Origin of the sequence: Streptomyces sp. ITFR-6 (genome assembly GCF_031844725.1) — a bacterium.
Taxonomy (GTDB): Bacteria; Actinomycetota; Actinomycetes; order Streptomycetales; family Streptomycetaceae; genus Streptomyces.
On the sequence record NZ_CP134612.1, the window covers coordinates 675,601 to 690,470 of the forward strand.

Below are 14,870 nucleotides of genomic sequence, written 5' to 3' on the forward strand. Positions count from 1 at the left end.
GCCGTCTTTAGGATGCACCCCATGTCACTCCCGCACGCGATCCTCACCGCCCTGCTCGAAAAGCCTTCTTCGGGGCTGGAGCTGACCCGCAGGTTCGACCGTTCGATCGGCTACTTCTGGCCGTCCACCCACCAGCAGATCTACCGGGAGCTGGGAAAGCTGGAGCGGGCCGGGCAGATCAGGGCGCTCGTCCCGGAGCAGCCGGCCAGGGGACAGAAGAAGGAGTACGAGGTGCTGCCGGCGGGCCGCGAGGCGCTGTCCGAGTGGGTGGCCCGTCCGGAGGACCCGAAGCAGGTCCGCGACCCCCTGCTGCTGCGGATGCGGGCGGCGGCGGTCGTCGGGGCGCCGGGGCTCGACGCGGAGCTGCGCCGGCATCTGGCGCTGCACCGGCAGCAGCTCGCGGAGTATCTGGCGATCGAGGAGCGGGACTTCCCGCCGGAGCGCACGGCGGCGGAGGACCGGCTGCGCCATCTGGTGCTGCGGGGCGGCATCGACCTGGAGAACTTCTGGATCGGCTGGCTGACCCGCGCACTGGCCGATGACGCCGCCGTCGCCCCGGCGGAACCCGGCCCGCGGTAGCCGGACCCGGGCGGGGCCTTCACCGCACGCTCGGGCCCTTCACCGCACGGTCAGGACCGGCCGGCCCTGATCCTGCGGAGGTGTCCGTGTTCCGGGCGGAGCGCGCGCGGGCTCCTGATGACCACCCGCGACGGTACGGGGGCGTCCGGCACGGCCACGGGTGCGGCGACGGGCGGCGGTCCGGCCTGTGCGCGGCTGAGCAGGAACACTCCGCGTATGGCGGCGGCCGAGCCCAGCAGCGCCGCGATCAGGCTGATCGTCCCGCCCTGGAGGCGCTCCCCGAGCAGCGCGAGGCCGATGGCCGCCGCGGCGACGGGGTTGGCGAGGGTGACCACGGCGAGCGGTGCGCCGAGGCCGCCCCGGTAGGCCGTCTGGGAGAGCAGCAGCCCGCCCATCGCGAACGCCGAGACGAGGAGCGCGACGACCACCAGGCGCCAGCTGAACAGCGGGCCCGTGGTGTGGTCGGTGACGGCGACCGTGAGCGTCTGGGTGAGCGCGGAGGCGACACCGGAGGTGATGCCGGAGGCCGCCGCGTGCCGCAGCCCTGGGCGGGCGCCCGGACGGCTGAGGCCGGCCACGACCGCCATGGTTCCGGCGCCCACGGCGAGCGCCTCGACCAGGCTGAGGGTCTGATGCGGGGCGGAGCCCCCCGCGGTCGTCAGCAGGGCCCCGAGGCCGAGCAGGGTGAGCAGGGTGCCGCGCCACTCGGTCGTGGAGACGCGGCGTCCGGCCGCGCGGGCGCCCAGCGGGACAGCGGCGACCAGGGTGAGGGCGCCGAGCGGCTGGACCAGGGTGAGCGGGCCGTACTTCAGCGCGGCCACGTGCAGCAGCGCGCCGCCCGCGTTCAGCCCGACGGCCGACCACCACGCCCCGTGCCCGAGCAGCCGGAGCGTCCCGGTCCCGGCTGCGGTGCGGCCGGCGAGCCGTGCCTGGGCGACCGCGGCCGACGCGTAGGCGGCAGCGGAGACCAAGGAGAGCGCGACGGCGATCAGGGTGGCGTTCATCGTCCGGCTCCGGACGTGGCGTAGGACGGGGAGCGGTCGCCGGACTGCGCGGGGACAGCAGCGGGGACGGCATAGGGACCGGTGGCGTACGGGCCCGCCGCGGCGGCCGGCCAGGGCTTGTGCCTGACCGGTTCCGTGCCCGGCAGGCGCAGGGCCGCCAGGGCCACGGAGAGCAGTGCGGCGACCACGATCGAGTCGAGCCAGTAGTGGTTGGCGGTGCCGACTATGACGAACAGGGTGATCGCCGGGTGCAGCAGCCACAGCCAGCGCCACCGGGAGCGGGTCGCGACGACGAGGCCGACCCCGACCATGACCGCCCAGCCGAAGTGCAGTGAGGGCATCGCCGCGAACTGGTTCGCCATCGAGTCGGTGGCGGGCGTCGCCCCGTAGACCGTCGGCCCGTACACCTGCCCGGTGTCGACGAGGCCGGTGGCGGCGAGCAACCGAGGCGGGGCGAGCGGGAAGACCAGGTGCAGGGCGAGTGCGGCGCCGGTGAGGACGGCGAGGACGCGCCGCGACCAGACGTAGTGGCGCGGGCGGCGCCAGTACAGCCAGCCGAGGAAGAGCAGGGTGGCCGGGAAGTGCACGGTGGCGTAGTAGGTGTTCGCCAGGTGGATCAGCGTCTCGTTGTGGAGCAGCAGCCTCTGCACGGTTCCCTCGCCGGGCAGGTGCACGGCGCGTTCGACGTCCCAGACGTGTCCGGCGTTGTGGAACGCCTCATCGACGTGGCCGTTGGCGGCCTGGCGGCCGAACTTGTAGATCGCGAAAAGCCCCACGACGAGAAGAAGCTCGCGGACGAGGGGCGGTCGGGCAGCGCTGTCCGGCTCCCTATCTGCGGGCCTGCTGCCGGCGAACATCACCCGGTGCCCCTTTGCTGACGAAGCGGTGTTACGGCGGCATGGAACAGCCCATGCCGTATCGATACGCCAGTGTACCGATACGCTGCCGTATCGGTACACTGGCGTATCGATGGACCTCGTCGCAGAGTCGCAGAGTCGCAGAGAGGGAACGCGCATGTCGTCGCAGGAAACCGGGCAGAAGACGGCCCCCGCGCCACGCCGCTCGAAAATCACACCGGAACGGGCCCAGGAGCTCTACACGGCCGTCCTCGACACACTCAGGGAGAGCGGCTACGAGTCACTCACCATGGAGGGCGTCGCCTCCCGGTCCCGCTGCGGCAAGTCCACGCTCTACCGACAGTGGGGCTCCAAACCGGAGCTGGTCGTCGCCGCCCTGCACGGCACCCGGCGCGGACTGCTGCCGAGGATCGACACGGGCACACTGGCGGGAGACCTGCGCGAGGCGGCGAAGGCCATCGGCGAGGGCTCGGGCCGCGACACCACGCTGATGCTGGCGCTGAGTCACGCCGCACTCCAGAGCCCCGAGCTGCTGTGCGCCCTGCGCGAGTCGCTGATCCTGCCGGAGATGGCGGCCCTCGACGCCATGGTCAGGCGCGGCGTGGAACGCGGCGAGGTGGCGGCGGACAACCCCGCCACGGAGTTCGTCTCGGCGCAGCTGCTGGGCGTGATGCGCGCCCGGCCCCTGCTGGAGGAGACCTGCGCGGACGAGAACTTCCTGGTCCGCTTCGTGGAGGGCGCCGTCCTTCCCGCACTCGGCCTGGGCGCCCCCGCGTCCGGGCCCTGACAGACGTGGGCCGTCGCCCCAGCGGATGACGGCGGCCCGCCCGCGCCGCACCGTGGGGACGGGGGCGGCGCACCGTCCGGGCGGCCGGTGACTTCTTCGGAGGTCACCGGCCGCCCGTCTTCGTATGCGCTCGCGCCACCCCACCCCCTTCTCGTCCTCTTGACGATATGACACGCCGCCCGTTATCGTCTCCATGACGAAAACAAGGGGGTCCCACCATGGCCGACATCACCAGGCGCTTCGGCTGGCGCCATCTGCGCTCCGCACCCACGGCTCACATCCGCCACCACAAGCGCGGGGTACTCGCCCACGACGGAGCGGGGCTGAGCTTCTGGTACCGGTCACTCAGCGCCGCGCTCTCCGAAGTGCCGGTCAACGACCGCGAACTGGCCATGGCCTTCCACGCCCGCACCGCCGACTTCCAGGACGTCACCGTGCAGGCCACCGTGACGTACCGGATCAGCGATCCGGCAGAGGCCGCCGCGCGCCTCGACTTCTCCGTCGACCCCGACACCGGCGTCTGGCGCGGCGCACCGCTGGAGCAGATCGCCACGCTGCTCACCGAGACGGCCCAGCAGCACACCCTGGACGTACTGGCCCGCACCCCGCTGGCCGGCGCACTGGTCGACGGCGTCGCCGCCGTGCGCGAACGGGTCGCCGCCGGGCTGGCCGACGAGCCCCGGCTGCCGGCCACCGGGATCGAGGTGGTGGCCGTGCGCGTCGTCGCCATCCGGCCCGAGGCCGAGGTGGAGCGGGCCCTGCGCACTCCCGCCCGGGAGCAGATCCAGCAGGAGGCCGACCGCGCGACGTACGAACGGCGGGCCGTAGCCGTCGAGCGCGAGCGGACCATCGCGGAGAACGAGCTGGCCAGCCAGATCGAGCTGGCCCGCCGCGAGGAGCAGCTCGTCGAGCAACGCGGCACCAACACCCGGCGCGAGGCGGAGGAGAACGCCGCGGCCGACGGTGTGCGCGCCGAGGCCGAGGCGGCGCGCAAGGTGCGCCTCGCCCGCGCAGAGGCGGAGTCGGCGCGTGAGGTCGGGGCGGCCCGCGCCGAGTCCCAGGCCGCCTGGCTGCGGGTGCACGGAGAGGTGGAGGCCGCGACCCTGCACGCGCTGGCCGCCACCCGGCTCGCGGAGAACCTGCCGCGCATCGACAGCCTCACCCTCTCGCCCGACGTCCTCACCGGCCTGCTCACCAAGCTCGGCCGGCCCGCTCCGGAGAGCCGGGCATGAGCCTGGCGCCGAGAGCGGTGCTGGTCCATCGCACCACCGAGTACGAGGAGTTGCTCGCCCGGCACGGCACGCACGGTCAGGCGGCGTTCTTCCTGTCGAGCCGGGGCCGGTCCATCGAGGAGGTCGCCCGGCGGCACGAGCGGACCCGGCAGGCGCTCAGCGATGTGGCGGCGGCCGTTCCGTTGCAGTGGCGGCAGTCCCGGGTGGAGCGCCAGGATCTGGACCGGTTCCTGTTCGCGCCCGAGGACGTGGTGGTCGTGGTCGGCCAGGACGGTCTGGTCGCCAACGCCGCCAAGTACCTCTCCGGACAGCCGGTCGTGGGCATCGACACCGATCCCGGACGCAATCCGGGGGTCCTGGTCCGCCACCGGCCCGCCGACGCGGCGGCGCTGCTGCGGGCGGCCGTGGCGCCGGGCGGCACGGCGGACGAGCTGACGATGGTCGAGGCGGTGGCCGACGACACCCAGCGGCTGGTGGCGCTCAACGAGATCTATCTCGGCCCGCCGGGGCACCAGACTGCCCGCTACCGGCTCGGCCCGGACACGGCGGACTCCCCCGCGGAACCGCAGGCGTCCTCCGGTGTCCTGGTCGGCACCGGCACCGGCGCCACCGGCTGGCTGCGCTCGCTGTGGCAGGAGCGCCGCAGCCCGCTCGCGCTGCCGGCGCCCACCGACCCCCGGCTGCTCTGGTTCGTCCGGGAGGCCTGGCCGTCACCCGTCACCGGCACCTCGCTGGTCTCGGGCGAGCTGGGGCACGGGCAGGGGCTGCGGCTGACCGTGGAGTCCGACCGGGTGGTGGTCTTCGGTGACGGCATGGAGTCGGACGCGCTGGAGCTGGCGTGGGGGCAGACGGTGCGGCTCGGCATCGCGCCCACGTCATTGCGGCTGGCCGGATGACCGAGGGCGCCCGCGCCGCCCGCCCTTAGGCTCGATGCCTTGTGGCGGTCACCGGCCGCCGATGAGTCGGAGGAGCAGACATGGACGGCGAAACGGCGCGGATCCCGGACCGCAACTCCCGGCCGCCGCAGGCCCAGGCCGCGCTGGGGGTGGGCGTGATCGTGCGGGACGACCGGGGGCGCGTCCTGCTCGGCCGGCACCACAGCGGCAGCTGGGAGCTGCCCGGCGGGAAGGTCGATCCGACGGGCGAGTCCATCGCGGCGGCCGCGGTGCGGGAGCTGCGCGAGGAGACCGGGCTTGAGGTCGCCGAGCACGGCATGAGCGTCTTCGCGATGCTGCACGACGTGGCCGGCGGCATCAACCGGGTGACGATGGCCGCCCTGGTCACCGTGGAGTCGGGCAGCCCGCAGGTGACCGAACCCCATCTGATCAGTGCCTGGCGGTGGACCCGGCCCGAGGAACTGCCGACGCCGCTGTTCGACCCCTCGGCGCAGATCCTCGCGGCCTGGCGCCCCGATCTCGGCATCGAGCACCCGCCCGCCCACCGGCTGGCCGTACTGCCCGAGGGTTCACAGGTGAACCCCTAATTCATTATTCATTTGCCTAGGGGTCGTAGGCACAGTTAGCGTCGATGTCATGAAAGCCGTGACCGAGCAGGACATCCGCACATCGTTCGTCAACTGCTCCAAGGGGGAGGCCAAGCGTCTGCCGCTCCCGCGCGATTTCGAGGAGCTGCCGTGGGAGGATCTGGACTTCCTCGGCTGGCGTGACCTGTCCGCTCCCGGGCGCAGCTACATCGTCACCGAGTACGACGGCCGGACGGCGGGCATCACGCTCCGCTTCCCCTCCCAGCAGCGCGGCTTCCTGCACCGGAGCATGTGCTCGCTCTGTCTGACCACACACCCCGGCAGCGGGGTCTCCCTGATGACCGCCCGCAAGACCGGGCAGTCCGGGCGCGAGGGCAATTCGGTCGGCCTGTACATGTGCACCGACCTGGCCTGTTCGCTCTACGTCCGGGGGAAGAAGGCCGTCCCCTCCGGCGCCCGGTTCAAGGAGTCGCTGACGGTGGAGGAACAGATCGCCCGCACCTCGGCCAACCTCACCGCGTTCGTGGCCAAGCTCTTCAGCTGAACCGGGGACCGGCCGGGCCCTGTCGGCCTGCCGGAACTCCGGCGTGATCGGGTGCGCACCGCCTCCCGTCGCGCTCCGCGCACACGCACCCGGCTATCCTGGCCGCCACACCGGACACGGGGTGCCCCGCACAGGGGCTGAGAACACACCCGTCGAACCTGAACCAGTTAGCACTGGCGGAGGGATGTCTTCATGTCATTGCCGTATGCCCAGGACGAGCGCGCGGCCACGGACCCGCGGCCCGCGTTCGACGGGCGGATGCCCACCGCCCCCGGCGATCTGCGCGTCGAGGCGCACGGGATAGCGCCCGTCCCCGAGGACCGCCGCTACGGCGGGCCCGGCCGGCTGTTCACCGTCTGGTTCGCCCCCAACCTGACCATGACCGGGGTCTTCACCGGCACCGTCGGGATCGCGCTGGGCCTGGACTTCGCCACGGCGCTCACCGCCGTCGTGCTCGGCACCCTCGTGGGCGCCGTGCCCACCGCGTATCTGGGCACCTGGGGCAGTCAGACAGGTGCCGGGCAACTCCCGCTCGCCCGGCTGGCGTTCGGCCGGGGTGTGGTGCTGCCGGGCACGCTCCAGTGGCTGTCGTCCATCGCCTGGGACGCGCTGATCGGGCTGTTCGGCGGGGAGGCGCTGGCCCAGTTGTGCGGCTGGCCCTTCTGGCTGGGAGTGCTGGTCATGATGGCGGCCCAGGGCGCGCTCGGCGTCCTGGGATACGAGGTGATCCACCGGCTCCAGACCGTGATGACCTTCGTCCTGGCCGCCGCCTTCGCGGTACTCGCCACGAAGCTCCTGGACGGGGTGCACCCCGCCGCGACCGGCAGCGCGCACGGCGCGGACCGGGCGGGCGCGTTCGTCCTGACGTGCACCATCGCCCTGAGCCTGGCACTGTCCTGGGCGCCGTACGCCAGCGACTTCAGCCGCTATCTGCCGCGCACCACGTCGCGGCCCCGGATGTTCTGGTGCACGCTGCTCGGCATCAGCGTCTCGTTCGTGGCGGTCCAGACGCTCGGCCTGTGGGGTGCGTCCGTCTTCACCGACCAGACCGCGCACGGCATCGACACCCTGCTGGGCGGGGGCGCGCTCGGAGCGTTCGGGCTGCTTGCCGTGGCGCTCGCCGCGCTGTGCAGCAACGCCATGAACGACTACAGCGGATCGCTGGCACTGCAGACCATGGGCGTCCGCCTGCCGCGCCCCGTCGCCGCCGCACTGGCCGCCGCCCTCGGCTTCCCGCTCGTCCTGTGGATGCACGCGGCAGACACCACGGCCCGCTTCCAGAACGTGCTGCTGCTCGTCGGCTACTGGATCCCCGGGTTCGTCGCGATCGTGGCCGTCGACTGGATCGTCCGGGCCAGGGCCCGCGGCGGCTCCCCCGTCGACCTGGCCGCCGAGAGCGCCCGCCCCCAGCCGTGGTGGCCGGCCCTCACCGCCTTCGCCGTCGCCTTCGCCGCGGCGGTGCCGTTCATGAGCACCGGCCTGTACGTGGGCCCGGTGGCGCGGGCGCTGCACGGGGCGGACCTCGCCTACGGGGTGGCGTTCCTCGCGGCCCTCGCCGTGTACGCCCCGCTGCGGCTGCGCCGCCGCGCCTGACGGCCTTGGCAGGGCGCGTCACGCCTTCGCGGTCTCCGTCTCGCCGTGCACGTAGCGGCCGCCGCGCAGCAGCGAGACGACCGCGGCCACCAGGCACGCCGCGATGGCGAAGTCGAAGGCCACGGAGAGGCCCTGCTCGAAGGGTCCGGAGATCAGCGTCGGGAAGAAGGCCCGCCCGGTGAGGTAGTCGGCGTGGCTGGTGGGCAGCTGTGCCAGGGCCTCCGGGCCGAGCAGGCTGCGTACCGGGTTGTATCCGAGGAGCGCCGCGAACAGCACGCCGACCGGTGGCAGGGCCGCGACGCGTGCCGCGTCGGCGGACGGCACGCTCTGCTCGGTGAGTCCGTGGGCCAGCGTGTCCGGAAGTGTACTCGCGAGCCCGGCGATCATCAGCGAGAAGAAGATGCCGATCGACAGCACCGTGGCGGAGTTCTGGAAGGTGGTGCTGATTCCCGCGCCCACCCCTCGCTGGTCCGGCGGCAGACTGTTTATGATCGCCGCCCGGTTGGGCGAGGCGAAGAGCCGCATGGCCAGACCGTTGACGAGCAGGATCAGGGCGAAGAGCCAGTAGTCGAAATCGACCGGCAGGGCCTTGAGCGCCACGAAGGTGGCGGCCGCCAGGAGCATGCCTCCGGTCGTGAACAGCCGGGCGCCGTAGCGGTCCGAGGCCCACCCGGAGAACGGACCGGCGATCAGGAAACCGATCGTCAGCGGCAGCATGTAGATACCGGCCCACAGCGGGGTCTGCTCGAAGCCGTAGCCGTGCCGGGGCAGCCAGATCCCCTGGAGCCAGATGATCAGGATGAACATCAGGCCGCCGCGCCCAAGGGACGCCAGGAGACTCGCCACGTTCCCCGCTGTGAAGGCGCGGATGCGTAACAGCGCCAGATGGAACATCGGCTGGGCGACCCGGGTCTCGATCAGACAGAAGAGCCCCAGCACGGCCAGCCCGCCGACGATAGCGGTGATCACCCCTCCGCCCACGCCCTGGAGCACCCGCATCCCGATCAGCCACAGCGCGCCGGCTGTGCCGTGCATCCAGGTCACCGAGAGCAGTACGGAGAAGAGCGTGAAGACCGCGAATGCCAGGTTGTACATCCGGACCCGGCCGTACATGTCACCCAGCCGGCCGAAGCTCACCACCAGGACCGCGGTGACGACCATGTAGCTCATGATCAGCCAGAGCAGCAGGCTCGTGTTGCCCGGCTGGAGGGGGTCCGCTCCGATGCCGCGGAAGATGTCCGGCAGCGCGATGAGGATGATCGACAGGTTGATCGTCGCGATCAGCACACCCAGCGTGGTGTTCGACAGCGCGATCCACTTATAGCCCGGACCCAGTGGGTCCTCGGCGCCGCCGAGGCGTACGGCTGTGCTCTGCATCGGACCATCCCGCCCGTCGGAGGTACCTCGGCCGCCTACGGGAGCCAAGCTATTCCCGGGCCCCGGCACAGCCAGTCCTGATACTCCGGTGAAGCACCCGCCGGATACCTCAAGGTACGAGCGGCCCGGGAGGCGTGTACTCCGCGGCCGGGGGATCGAGACCGCCGTGAGCGCCCACAACTCCGGCTGGTGGTGGGGTCCGGGCAACCCGGACGCCACCACCGTGGTGGCCATCACCCCTGGCCCCGAGCGCGGGCCCCCGCCGCCCCTGGGGAGAGATGTGGCCGGAGCTGCGCACCTACGTGTGAGAGTCCGCGACCCCCGGTGGCCTCGCGCCGCCCGAGGGCTGGTTGCGGTCCGCCGCCATCAGCACCATCAGGATCAGCCTGCGAACCGCGAGCATGGGCTTCCTCGGCATCGGAAACGGCCCCCGTGGGCTCGGGTCCGGGCGACGGCGGCCCCGACGCCGACGACGTCCGCCGTCTTGACGGCCCGCGCGCTCAGCCCCAGCCGCACATGCCGGCATCGCCTGCTCCGGGGGTCGGGGTCCAAACGACGTGTCACCAGGCAGCGGCGCCGCGAGGACCTGTTCCGCAGGCCCCTGCTCGATGAGGCGGCCGGCGTCCAGTACGGCGATCCGGGCGGCGGTCGCCGCGGTGGCGAGGTCGTGGGTGATCAGGACCAGGGCCAGTTCGGGGCGCTCGCGCAGCAGGGCCGCGAGCAGGTCGAGGAGGCGGCGCCGGGTGATCGCGTCCAGGCCGGAGGTGATCTCGTCGCAGATCAGCACTTGCGGCCGGGCGAGCAGGGCGCGGGCGAGCGCGGTCCGTTGGAGTTCGCCGCCGGACAGCAGGCCGGGTCTGCGCCGCACCAGTTCCTCGGTGAGCCCGAGGCCGGTCAGGGTGTCCAGGGCTTGTGCGAGGGCCTTCTCCCGGCCCGCCCCGCGCAGCCTTTCCGCCGTGCGCGCGACCTGGTCCAGGACCGGCCGGTATTCGTCGAAGGCGGCTTTCGCGTCCTGGAACACGTACTGGACGGCGGCCAGTTGTTCCCTGGTCCGGCCGCGCAGGCTGCGCGGCAGCGGTACGCCGTCGAGCAGGACGTCACCCGTATGGTCGCGGTGGAGACCGGCCAGGCAGCGGGCGAACGTGGTCTTGCCACTGCCGGAGCGGCCGACGACAGCCAGGCACTCGCCCGCGCGGAGGGCGAGTTCGGGGACGTGCACCACCTCGCTGACTCCGGTGCCGTCGCGGTGCCGGGCGCGGAGACCGCGCACGCGGAGGGCCACGGCACCCCCGTCACCAGTGGCACGGTCGCGTATCGTCCCTCTGTCCGCCGCCAGGAGCTCGGCCGTCCACGGATGCCGCGGTGCGAGCCAGATGTCCTCCGTGGACGCCGCCTCCACCACCCGGCCGGCACGCAGGACCAGCACCTCGTCGGCCAGGGCCCGTACGACGTCCAGGTCGTGGCTGAGCAGCACCACGGCGATGCCCTGCCGGGCCACGGCCGCGAGCTGGTCGACGATGCGCCGCTTCGTCAGCGGGTCCTGCCCCGTGGTCGGTTCGTCCGCGATGACCACCCGGGCGCCGAGGAGCAGCGCCTGCGCCAGGACGACGCGCTGCTGTTGGCCGCCCGACAGCTGATGCGGGTAGCGCCGCAACAGCATTGCCGCCTCCGGTAGTTCGGCCATGGAGAGAGCGTGCAGGACGCGGCTGCGGGCGGCGGCGCGGCGCTCGGCGCGGGGTTGAGCACCGCACCTGCTCGCGCGCGATGTCGCCCAGCAGGGCGCCGACCCGCCGCGCGGGGTTAGCACCGCGCCGGGGTGCTGGGGCACGTATCCGGCACGGCCGACGCCGAGTACGTCGCCGCTGACCCGAGCGCCCGCCGGGTACTCGCCGAGCAGGGCGAGGCCCGTGGTCGTCTTCCCGCTGCCGGAGGCACCGACCAGTGCCGTGACCTTCCCAGGCCGGACCCGGAAACTGACTCCGTCGACGATCGCGCGGCCGCCGACCTCGACACGCAGGTCCTTGATCTCAGCGATCGCGGTCACGGTGGGTCCTCCTTTCCAGTACGCCGTCGAAGAGCAGGTTGCCGCCCATGGTCAGGGCGATGATCAGCAGCGCGGGGACGATCACGGCCCAGGGCTGGACGAACAGGCCCGTGCGGTTGCGGTCCACCATCACAGCCCAGTCGGAGGCGTCCGGCGCGACGCCCACTCCGAGGAAGGCCGCCGTGGACACCAGGTAGAGCACCCCGGTGAGCCGTACGCCCGCGTCGGCGGCGAGCGTCCGCGCGATCGACCTGCCGACATGGCCGACGGCCGTGCGCCACCAGGTCTCGCCCTGCATGCGCAGCGCTTCGACGGCGGGGCGTGCGGCCGCCGCGGTCGCGGCCGCGCGGACGATCCGCGCGGCGTCGGGGACGTTGACCAGGGCCACCAGCAGGCAGAGCCCCACGGCTCCCGGCGAGAAGACGGCGGCCACCAGAAGGATGAGGAGCAGCGAGGGCACGGCGAGCAGCACGTCCAGGGGGCGCATCAGCAGTTCCTCGATCCAGCTGCGCCGGGTGAGCGCGCTGATCAGGCCGAGCGGCAGTGCCGCCAGGTAGGCCAGGGCGGTCGCGGTGAGCGCCACGAGGACCACGGACCGTCCGCCGAGCAGCACCTGCCGCCAGACATCCCGTCCGACGAAGTCGGTGCCGAGCCCATGTCCGCCGCCGAGCGTGAAGGAGGCGGACCGCGGGCCGGGAGGCCCGGCGACCAGCGGGCCGAGGACGGCGAGGACGAGGGGTACGCCGACGATCAGCGCACCGAGCACGAAGCGCTGCCTCACGCGGCCATCCCCGCCCTGGGCGCGAAGCGGTGGGCGACCAGGTCCGCACCCAGGTTGAGGACGACGGCGGTCAGCCCGAAGACCACCGCGAGGCCCTGCACCACGGGGGCGTCCCGTTCCGCGACGGCGTTCATCAGCACGGTGCCGAGCCCGGGGATCACGTACAGCGCCTCCACGACGATGACACCGCACAGCAGCCAGTCGACGGTGCGGGCAAGTTGCTGGGCGGCGGGCGCGACGGCGTTGGGCAGCGCGTGCGTGTAGCAGACGCGGGTGCCGGAGACTCCGCAGCGCAGGGCCTGGGCGACGTACGGCGAGGCCAGCGCGTCGATCATGCCCGCACGGACCAGCCGGGCCAGTGAGCACACCGGCCGCGACAGCAGTACGAGCACAGGCAGGACCAGCGCGGCGGGATGGGCGAGCAGATCGTCGCCGTAGCCGACGGCGGTCGGGGGCAGCCAGCCGAGTCGCAGGGCGAACACGGTGACGAGCAGCACGCCGAGGGTGAACTCCGGTACCGCGTACACGCCGAGCGTCACCGAACTGACGAGCCGGTCCGCGAGCCGCCCCTCGTGTCGGGCGGCCAGCACTCCGAGGCCGACCCCGACGGGCACCAGCAGCACCAGGGTGAGCGCGGCGAGCAACGCGGTGGGCCCGAAGCCGTCCGCGAGGTAGGAGCCGACCGGGCGTCCGGAGGTCAGGGACGTACCGAAGTCGCCGTGCGGGAGCCCTGCCGCCCAGTCCGCCAGGCGCTCGTGGGCCGGACGGTCCAGCCGCATCGCCTCGCGGATGGCCGCGATCCGCTCCGGGTCCGGCTGGTCCCCGGCGAGTGCCACGGCGGCGTCGCCCGGCGGCGCCTCGGTGAGCGTGAAGACGAGCAGCACGACGGCTGCCGTCTGCGCCACGCCGAGCAGCAGCCGCCGGGCGATCCAGGACCGGAGGCCGCTCACGCCAGCCAGACCTTGTCGAAGCGGGCCCAGTCCAGGGAGTTGGCGGGTGCGTTCTGCTCGATGCCCCGGACGTGGCGGGCGGTGCCGAGGATCCAGTCGGCGAATCCCCAGATCAGGAAGCCGCCCTCGGTGTGCAGGCGGCGCTGCATGCGTGTGTAGACGGCGGTGCGGTCCTCCTTGTCCTTGGTGGACTGTGCCTGTTGGTACAGGGCGTCGAAGTCGCTGTGCCGCCAGTGGGTGGCGTTGGTCGTGGACCCGGTGAGCAGGCGCTGGGAGATGTGGGTCTCGATGGGCATGGCGCCCGAGCGGTAGGACGCCAGGGTCCCGGAATCGAGGATGTCCTTCCAGTAGCTGTCCTTGCTACCGGTCCTGATCTCGATGCGCACTCCGGCCCCGGCGGCCTGGTCGCGGAAGATCGCCGCGGCCTCTGTGAACCCGGCCGCGACGGGCGAGGTGTCGAGGGTGACCGTGAGCTTCTCTGCGCCGGCCTCCTTCAGCAGCCCGCGGGCCCGGTCGAGGTCCTGTTCGCGCTGCGGCAGGCTGTCGGCGTAGTACTCGTAGCCCTTGCCGAACAGGTCGTTGCCGATCTGTCCGGCGCCGGACAGTGCGCCGTCGACCAGTTCCCGGCGGTCGGCTATCAGGAAGAACGCCTCACGGATCCGCCGGTCGTCGAACGGCGGCCGGTCGGTCTTCATGACGAAGCCCTGCATGGCGCTGTTGCGGAGCCGGACGATCTGGATCCGCCCCTTGTTCTCGTGGGCGCGGGCGGTGGCCGGGTTGAGTTCGTGGGCGTACTCGACCTGACCGCCGAGCAGGGCGTTGACGCGGGCCGATTCCTCGTTGGCGACGAGGAATTCGAGCTCGTCGAGGTGCGGGGCGCCGTCCCAGTGGGCGTCGTAGCGTGCGAGGACGGCGGAGTTGCCGGGCGCGAAGGACACGAAGCGGAAGGGGCCGCTGCCCACCGGCTCGCGGTCGAAGTCCTGAGCGCCCTCGGGGACGATGAACGCGCCGAACGCGGCCAGTACGTCGGGGAATTCGGCGGTGGGGCGCCGCAGGACGAACTCGACGGTCCGCTCGTCCAGCGCGCGGCTGGACTTCAGGTCGATGGGCTCCAGCGACGCCTTGGCCCGGAACGCCTTCGCCGGGTCGGTGATGCGGCGGTAGCTGTAGAGGACGTCCCGGGCGGTCACCGGCCTGCTGTCGTGGAAGGTGGCCTCGCGCAGGGTGACCTTCCAGCGGTCCAGGCCCCTGTTCGCCTCCCAGGCCGAGGCGAGCCGGGGCTGTGCCGAGAGGTCGGATCCGTAGTCGGCGAGCTTGTCGAAGAGGGCCTTGGCGCGGGCCGCGTCGGCGAAGAGGTTGGCCAGGTGCGGGTCGAGGGTCTCGCTCGCACCGCCGCCGGCGAAGGCGGCGCGCAGCCGCCCGCCGCGTCGGGGTCTGCCGCCCGCCGCGTCGGGGTCTGCCGTCCGCCGCGGCGGGATCGGCTGCCGTGCCGGAGCCGGCGCAGCCCGCCAGGGCGAGGGCGCCGAGTCCGGCCGCGGCGAGGAGGCCGCGGCGGCGCAGGCCGGCTGGGCGGGAGTCGTGGGCAGGGGCGTCGTTCATGAGGGATTCCTCGGTGTGTGAAGGGGTGTCTGCGGGGAGG

General features: G+C 72.7%; 13 protein-coding genes, 2 pseudogenes and 1 riboswitch. Of the genes and pseudogenes, 7 read left to right on the plus strand and 8 right to left on the minus strand.

The window, feature by feature from the left end; translation table 11 throughout:
* Window positions 1–21: 21 nt before the first annotated feature.
* A complete protein-coding gene (locus RLT59_RS02895; RefSeq protein WP_311301888.1) occupies window positions 22–579 on the plus strand; it encodes a PadR family transcriptional regulator in 558 nt (185 codons plus the stop codon).
* Between the two features lie 50 nt (window positions 580–629).
* Here RLT59_RS02895 and RLT59_RS02900 read toward each other — a convergent pair whose 3' ends face one another.
* Both RLT59_RS02900 and RLT59_RS02905 read right to left on the minus strand, forming a co-directional pair.
* Entirely contained in the window at window positions 630–1,583 is a 954-nt protein-coding gene (locus RLT59_RS02900; RefSeq protein WP_311301889.1) for a DMT family protein, read from the minus strand.
* Entirely contained in the window at window positions 1,580–2,440 is an 861-nt protein-coding gene (locus tag RLT59_RS02905; protein ID WP_399124709.1) for a phosphatase PAP2 family protein, read from the minus strand. Before RLT59_RS02905 ends, RLT59_RS02900 begins: the two co-directional genes overlap by 4 nt.
* 157 nt (window positions 2,441–2,597) lie before the next feature.
* Here RLT59_RS02905 and RLT59_RS02910 point away from each other — a divergent pair, with 157 nt between their 5' ends.
* The 6 genes from RLT59_RS02910 to RLT59_RS02935 all read left to right on the plus strand — a co-directional run bounded on the left by RLT59_RS02910 (window position 2,598) and on the right by RLT59_RS02935 (window position 8,079).
* Entirely contained in the window at window positions 2,598–3,227 is a 630-nt protein-coding gene (locus RLT59_RS02910; protein WP_311301891.1) for a TetR/AcrR family transcriptional regulator, read from the plus strand.
* A 218-nt stretch (window positions 3,228–3,445) separates the two neighbouring features.
* Window positions 3,446–4,459 carry an SPFH domain-containing protein gene (locus RLT59_RS02915; RefSeq protein WP_311301892.1) on the plus strand — a complete coding sequence of 338 codons (1,014 nt, stop codon included), beginning with the start codon at window positions 3,446–3,448 and terminating at the stop codon, window positions 4,457–4,459.
* Window positions 4,456–5,355, plus strand: a complete 900-nt coding sequence (locus RLT59_RS02920; RefSeq protein ID WP_311301893.1) for a hypothetical protein — start codon at window positions 4,456–4,458, stop codon at window positions 5,353–5,355. Before RLT59_RS02915 ends, RLT59_RS02920 begins: the two co-directional genes overlap by 4 nt.
* Before the next feature lie 80 nt (window positions 5,356–5,435).
* A complete protein-coding gene (locus RLT59_RS02925; RefSeq protein ID WP_311301894.1) occupies window positions 5,436–5,942 on the plus strand; it encodes a nucleotide triphosphate diphosphatase NUDT15 in 507 nt (168 codons plus the stop codon).
* A 49-nt stretch (window positions 5,943–5,991) separates the two neighbouring features.
* The gene (locus RLT59_RS02930; RefSeq protein ID WP_311301895.1) at window positions 5,992–6,486 is read left to right on the plus strand and encodes an FBP domain-containing protein; all 495 of its coding nucleotides are present in this window, start codon (window positions 5,992–5,994) and stop codon (window positions 6,484–6,486) included.
* A gap of 107 nt (window positions 6,487–6,593) precedes the next feature.
* A riboswitch (TPP riboswitch) is annotated at window positions 6,594–6,688 on the plus strand.
* A complete protein-coding gene (locus tag RLT59_RS02935; RefSeq protein ID WP_311301896.1) occupies window positions 6,679–8,079 on the plus strand; it encodes a purine-cytosine permease family protein in 1,401 nt (466 codons plus the stop codon). It overlaps the preceding riboswitch by 10 nt.
* 18 nt (window positions 8,080–8,097) lie before the next feature.
* Here the strand turns inward: RLT59_RS02935 and RLT59_RS02940 are convergent, their stop codons facing one another.
* The 6 genes and pseudogenes from RLT59_RS02940 to RLT59_RS02960 all read right to left on the minus strand — a co-directional run bounded on the left by RLT59_RS02940 (window position 8,098) and on the right by RLT59_RS02960 (window position 14,830).
* Window positions 8,098–9,456, minus strand: a complete 1,359-nt coding sequence (locus RLT59_RS02940) for an MFS transporter (protein ID WP_311301897.1) — start codon at window positions 9,454–9,456, stop codon at window positions 8,098–8,100.
* A gap of 381 nt (window positions 9,457–9,837) precedes the next feature.
* Entirely contained in the window at window positions 9,838–10,053 is a 216-nt protein-coding gene (locus RLT59_RS39280; RefSeq protein ID WP_399126822.1) for a 50S ribosomal protein L28, read from the minus strand.
* Window positions 10,054–10,276: 223 nt separating this feature from the next.
* Window positions 10,277–11,500 (minus strand): annotated as a pseudogene (locus RLT59_RS02945) (ABC transporter ATP-binding protein); the annotation flags it as partial.
* Window positions 11,484–12,281 (minus strand): ABC transporter permease subunit, encoded by a 798-nt coding sequence (locus RLT59_RS02950; RefSeq protein WP_311301898.1) that lies wholly within the window; start codon window positions 12,279–12,281, stop codon window positions 11,484–11,486. The gene RLT59_RS02950 and the pseudogene RLT59_RS02945, both read right to left, overlap by 17 nt.
* Window positions 12,278–13,231, minus strand: coding sequence for an ABC transporter permease (locus tag RLT59_RS02955; RefSeq protein ID WP_311301899.1), 954 nt, complete (start codon window positions 13,229–13,231; stop codon window positions 12,278–12,280). Before RLT59_RS02955 ends, RLT59_RS02950 begins: the two co-directional genes overlap by 4 nt.
* Window positions 13,228–14,830 (minus strand): annotated as a pseudogene (locus RLT59_RS02960) (ABC transporter substrate-binding protein). Before RLT59_RS02960 ends, RLT59_RS02955 begins: the two are co-directional and overlap by 4 nt.
* Window positions 14,831–14,870 lie beyond the last annotated feature (40 nt).

What these genes read in the sequence shown, in the direction of transcription:
- RLT59_RS02940 (WP_311301897.1), bottom strand. Translation starts at nt 9,456, where the DNA reads ATGCAGAGCACAGCCGTACGCCTCGGCGGCGCCGAGGACCCACTGGGT.
- RLT59_RS02915 (WP_311301892.1), top strand. Translation starts at nt 3,446, where the DNA reads ATGGCCGACATCACCAGGCGCTTCGGCTGGCGCCATCTGCGCTCCGCA.
- RLT59_RS02905 (WP_399124709.1), bottom strand. Translation starts at nt 2,440, where the DNA reads ATGTTCGCCGGCAGCAGGCCCGCAGATAGGGAGCCGGACAGCGCTGCC.
- RLT59_RS02925 (WP_311301894.1), top strand. Translation starts at nt 5,436, where the DNA reads ATGGACGGCGAAACGGCGCGGATCCCGGACCGCAACTCCCGGCCGCCG.
- RLT59_RS02910 (WP_311301891.1), top strand. Translation starts at nt 2,598, where the DNA reads ATGTCGTCGCAGGAAACCGGGCAGAAGACGGCCCCCGCGCCACGCCGC.
- RLT59_RS02900 (WP_311301889.1), bottom strand. Translation starts at nt 1,583, where the DNA reads ATGAACGCCACCCTGATCGCCGTCGCGCTCTCCTTGGTCTCCGCTGCC.
- RLT59_RS02935 (WP_311301896.1), top strand. Translation starts at nt 6,679, where the DNA reads ATGTCATTGCCGTATGCCCAGGACGAGCGCGCGGCCACGGACCCGCGG.
- RLT59_RS02930 (WP_311301895.1), top strand. Translation starts at nt 5,992, where the DNA reads ATGAAAGCCGTGACCGAGCAGGACATCCGCACATCGTTCGTCAACTGC.
- RLT59_RS02920 (WP_311301893.1), top strand. Translation starts at nt 4,456, where the DNA reads ATGAGCCTGGCGCCGAGAGCGGTGCTGGTCCATCGCACCACCGAGTAC.
- RLT59_RS02895 (WP_311301888.1), top strand. Translation starts at nt 22, where the DNA reads ATGTCACTCCCGCACGCGATCCTCACCGCCCTGCTCGAAAAGCCTTCT.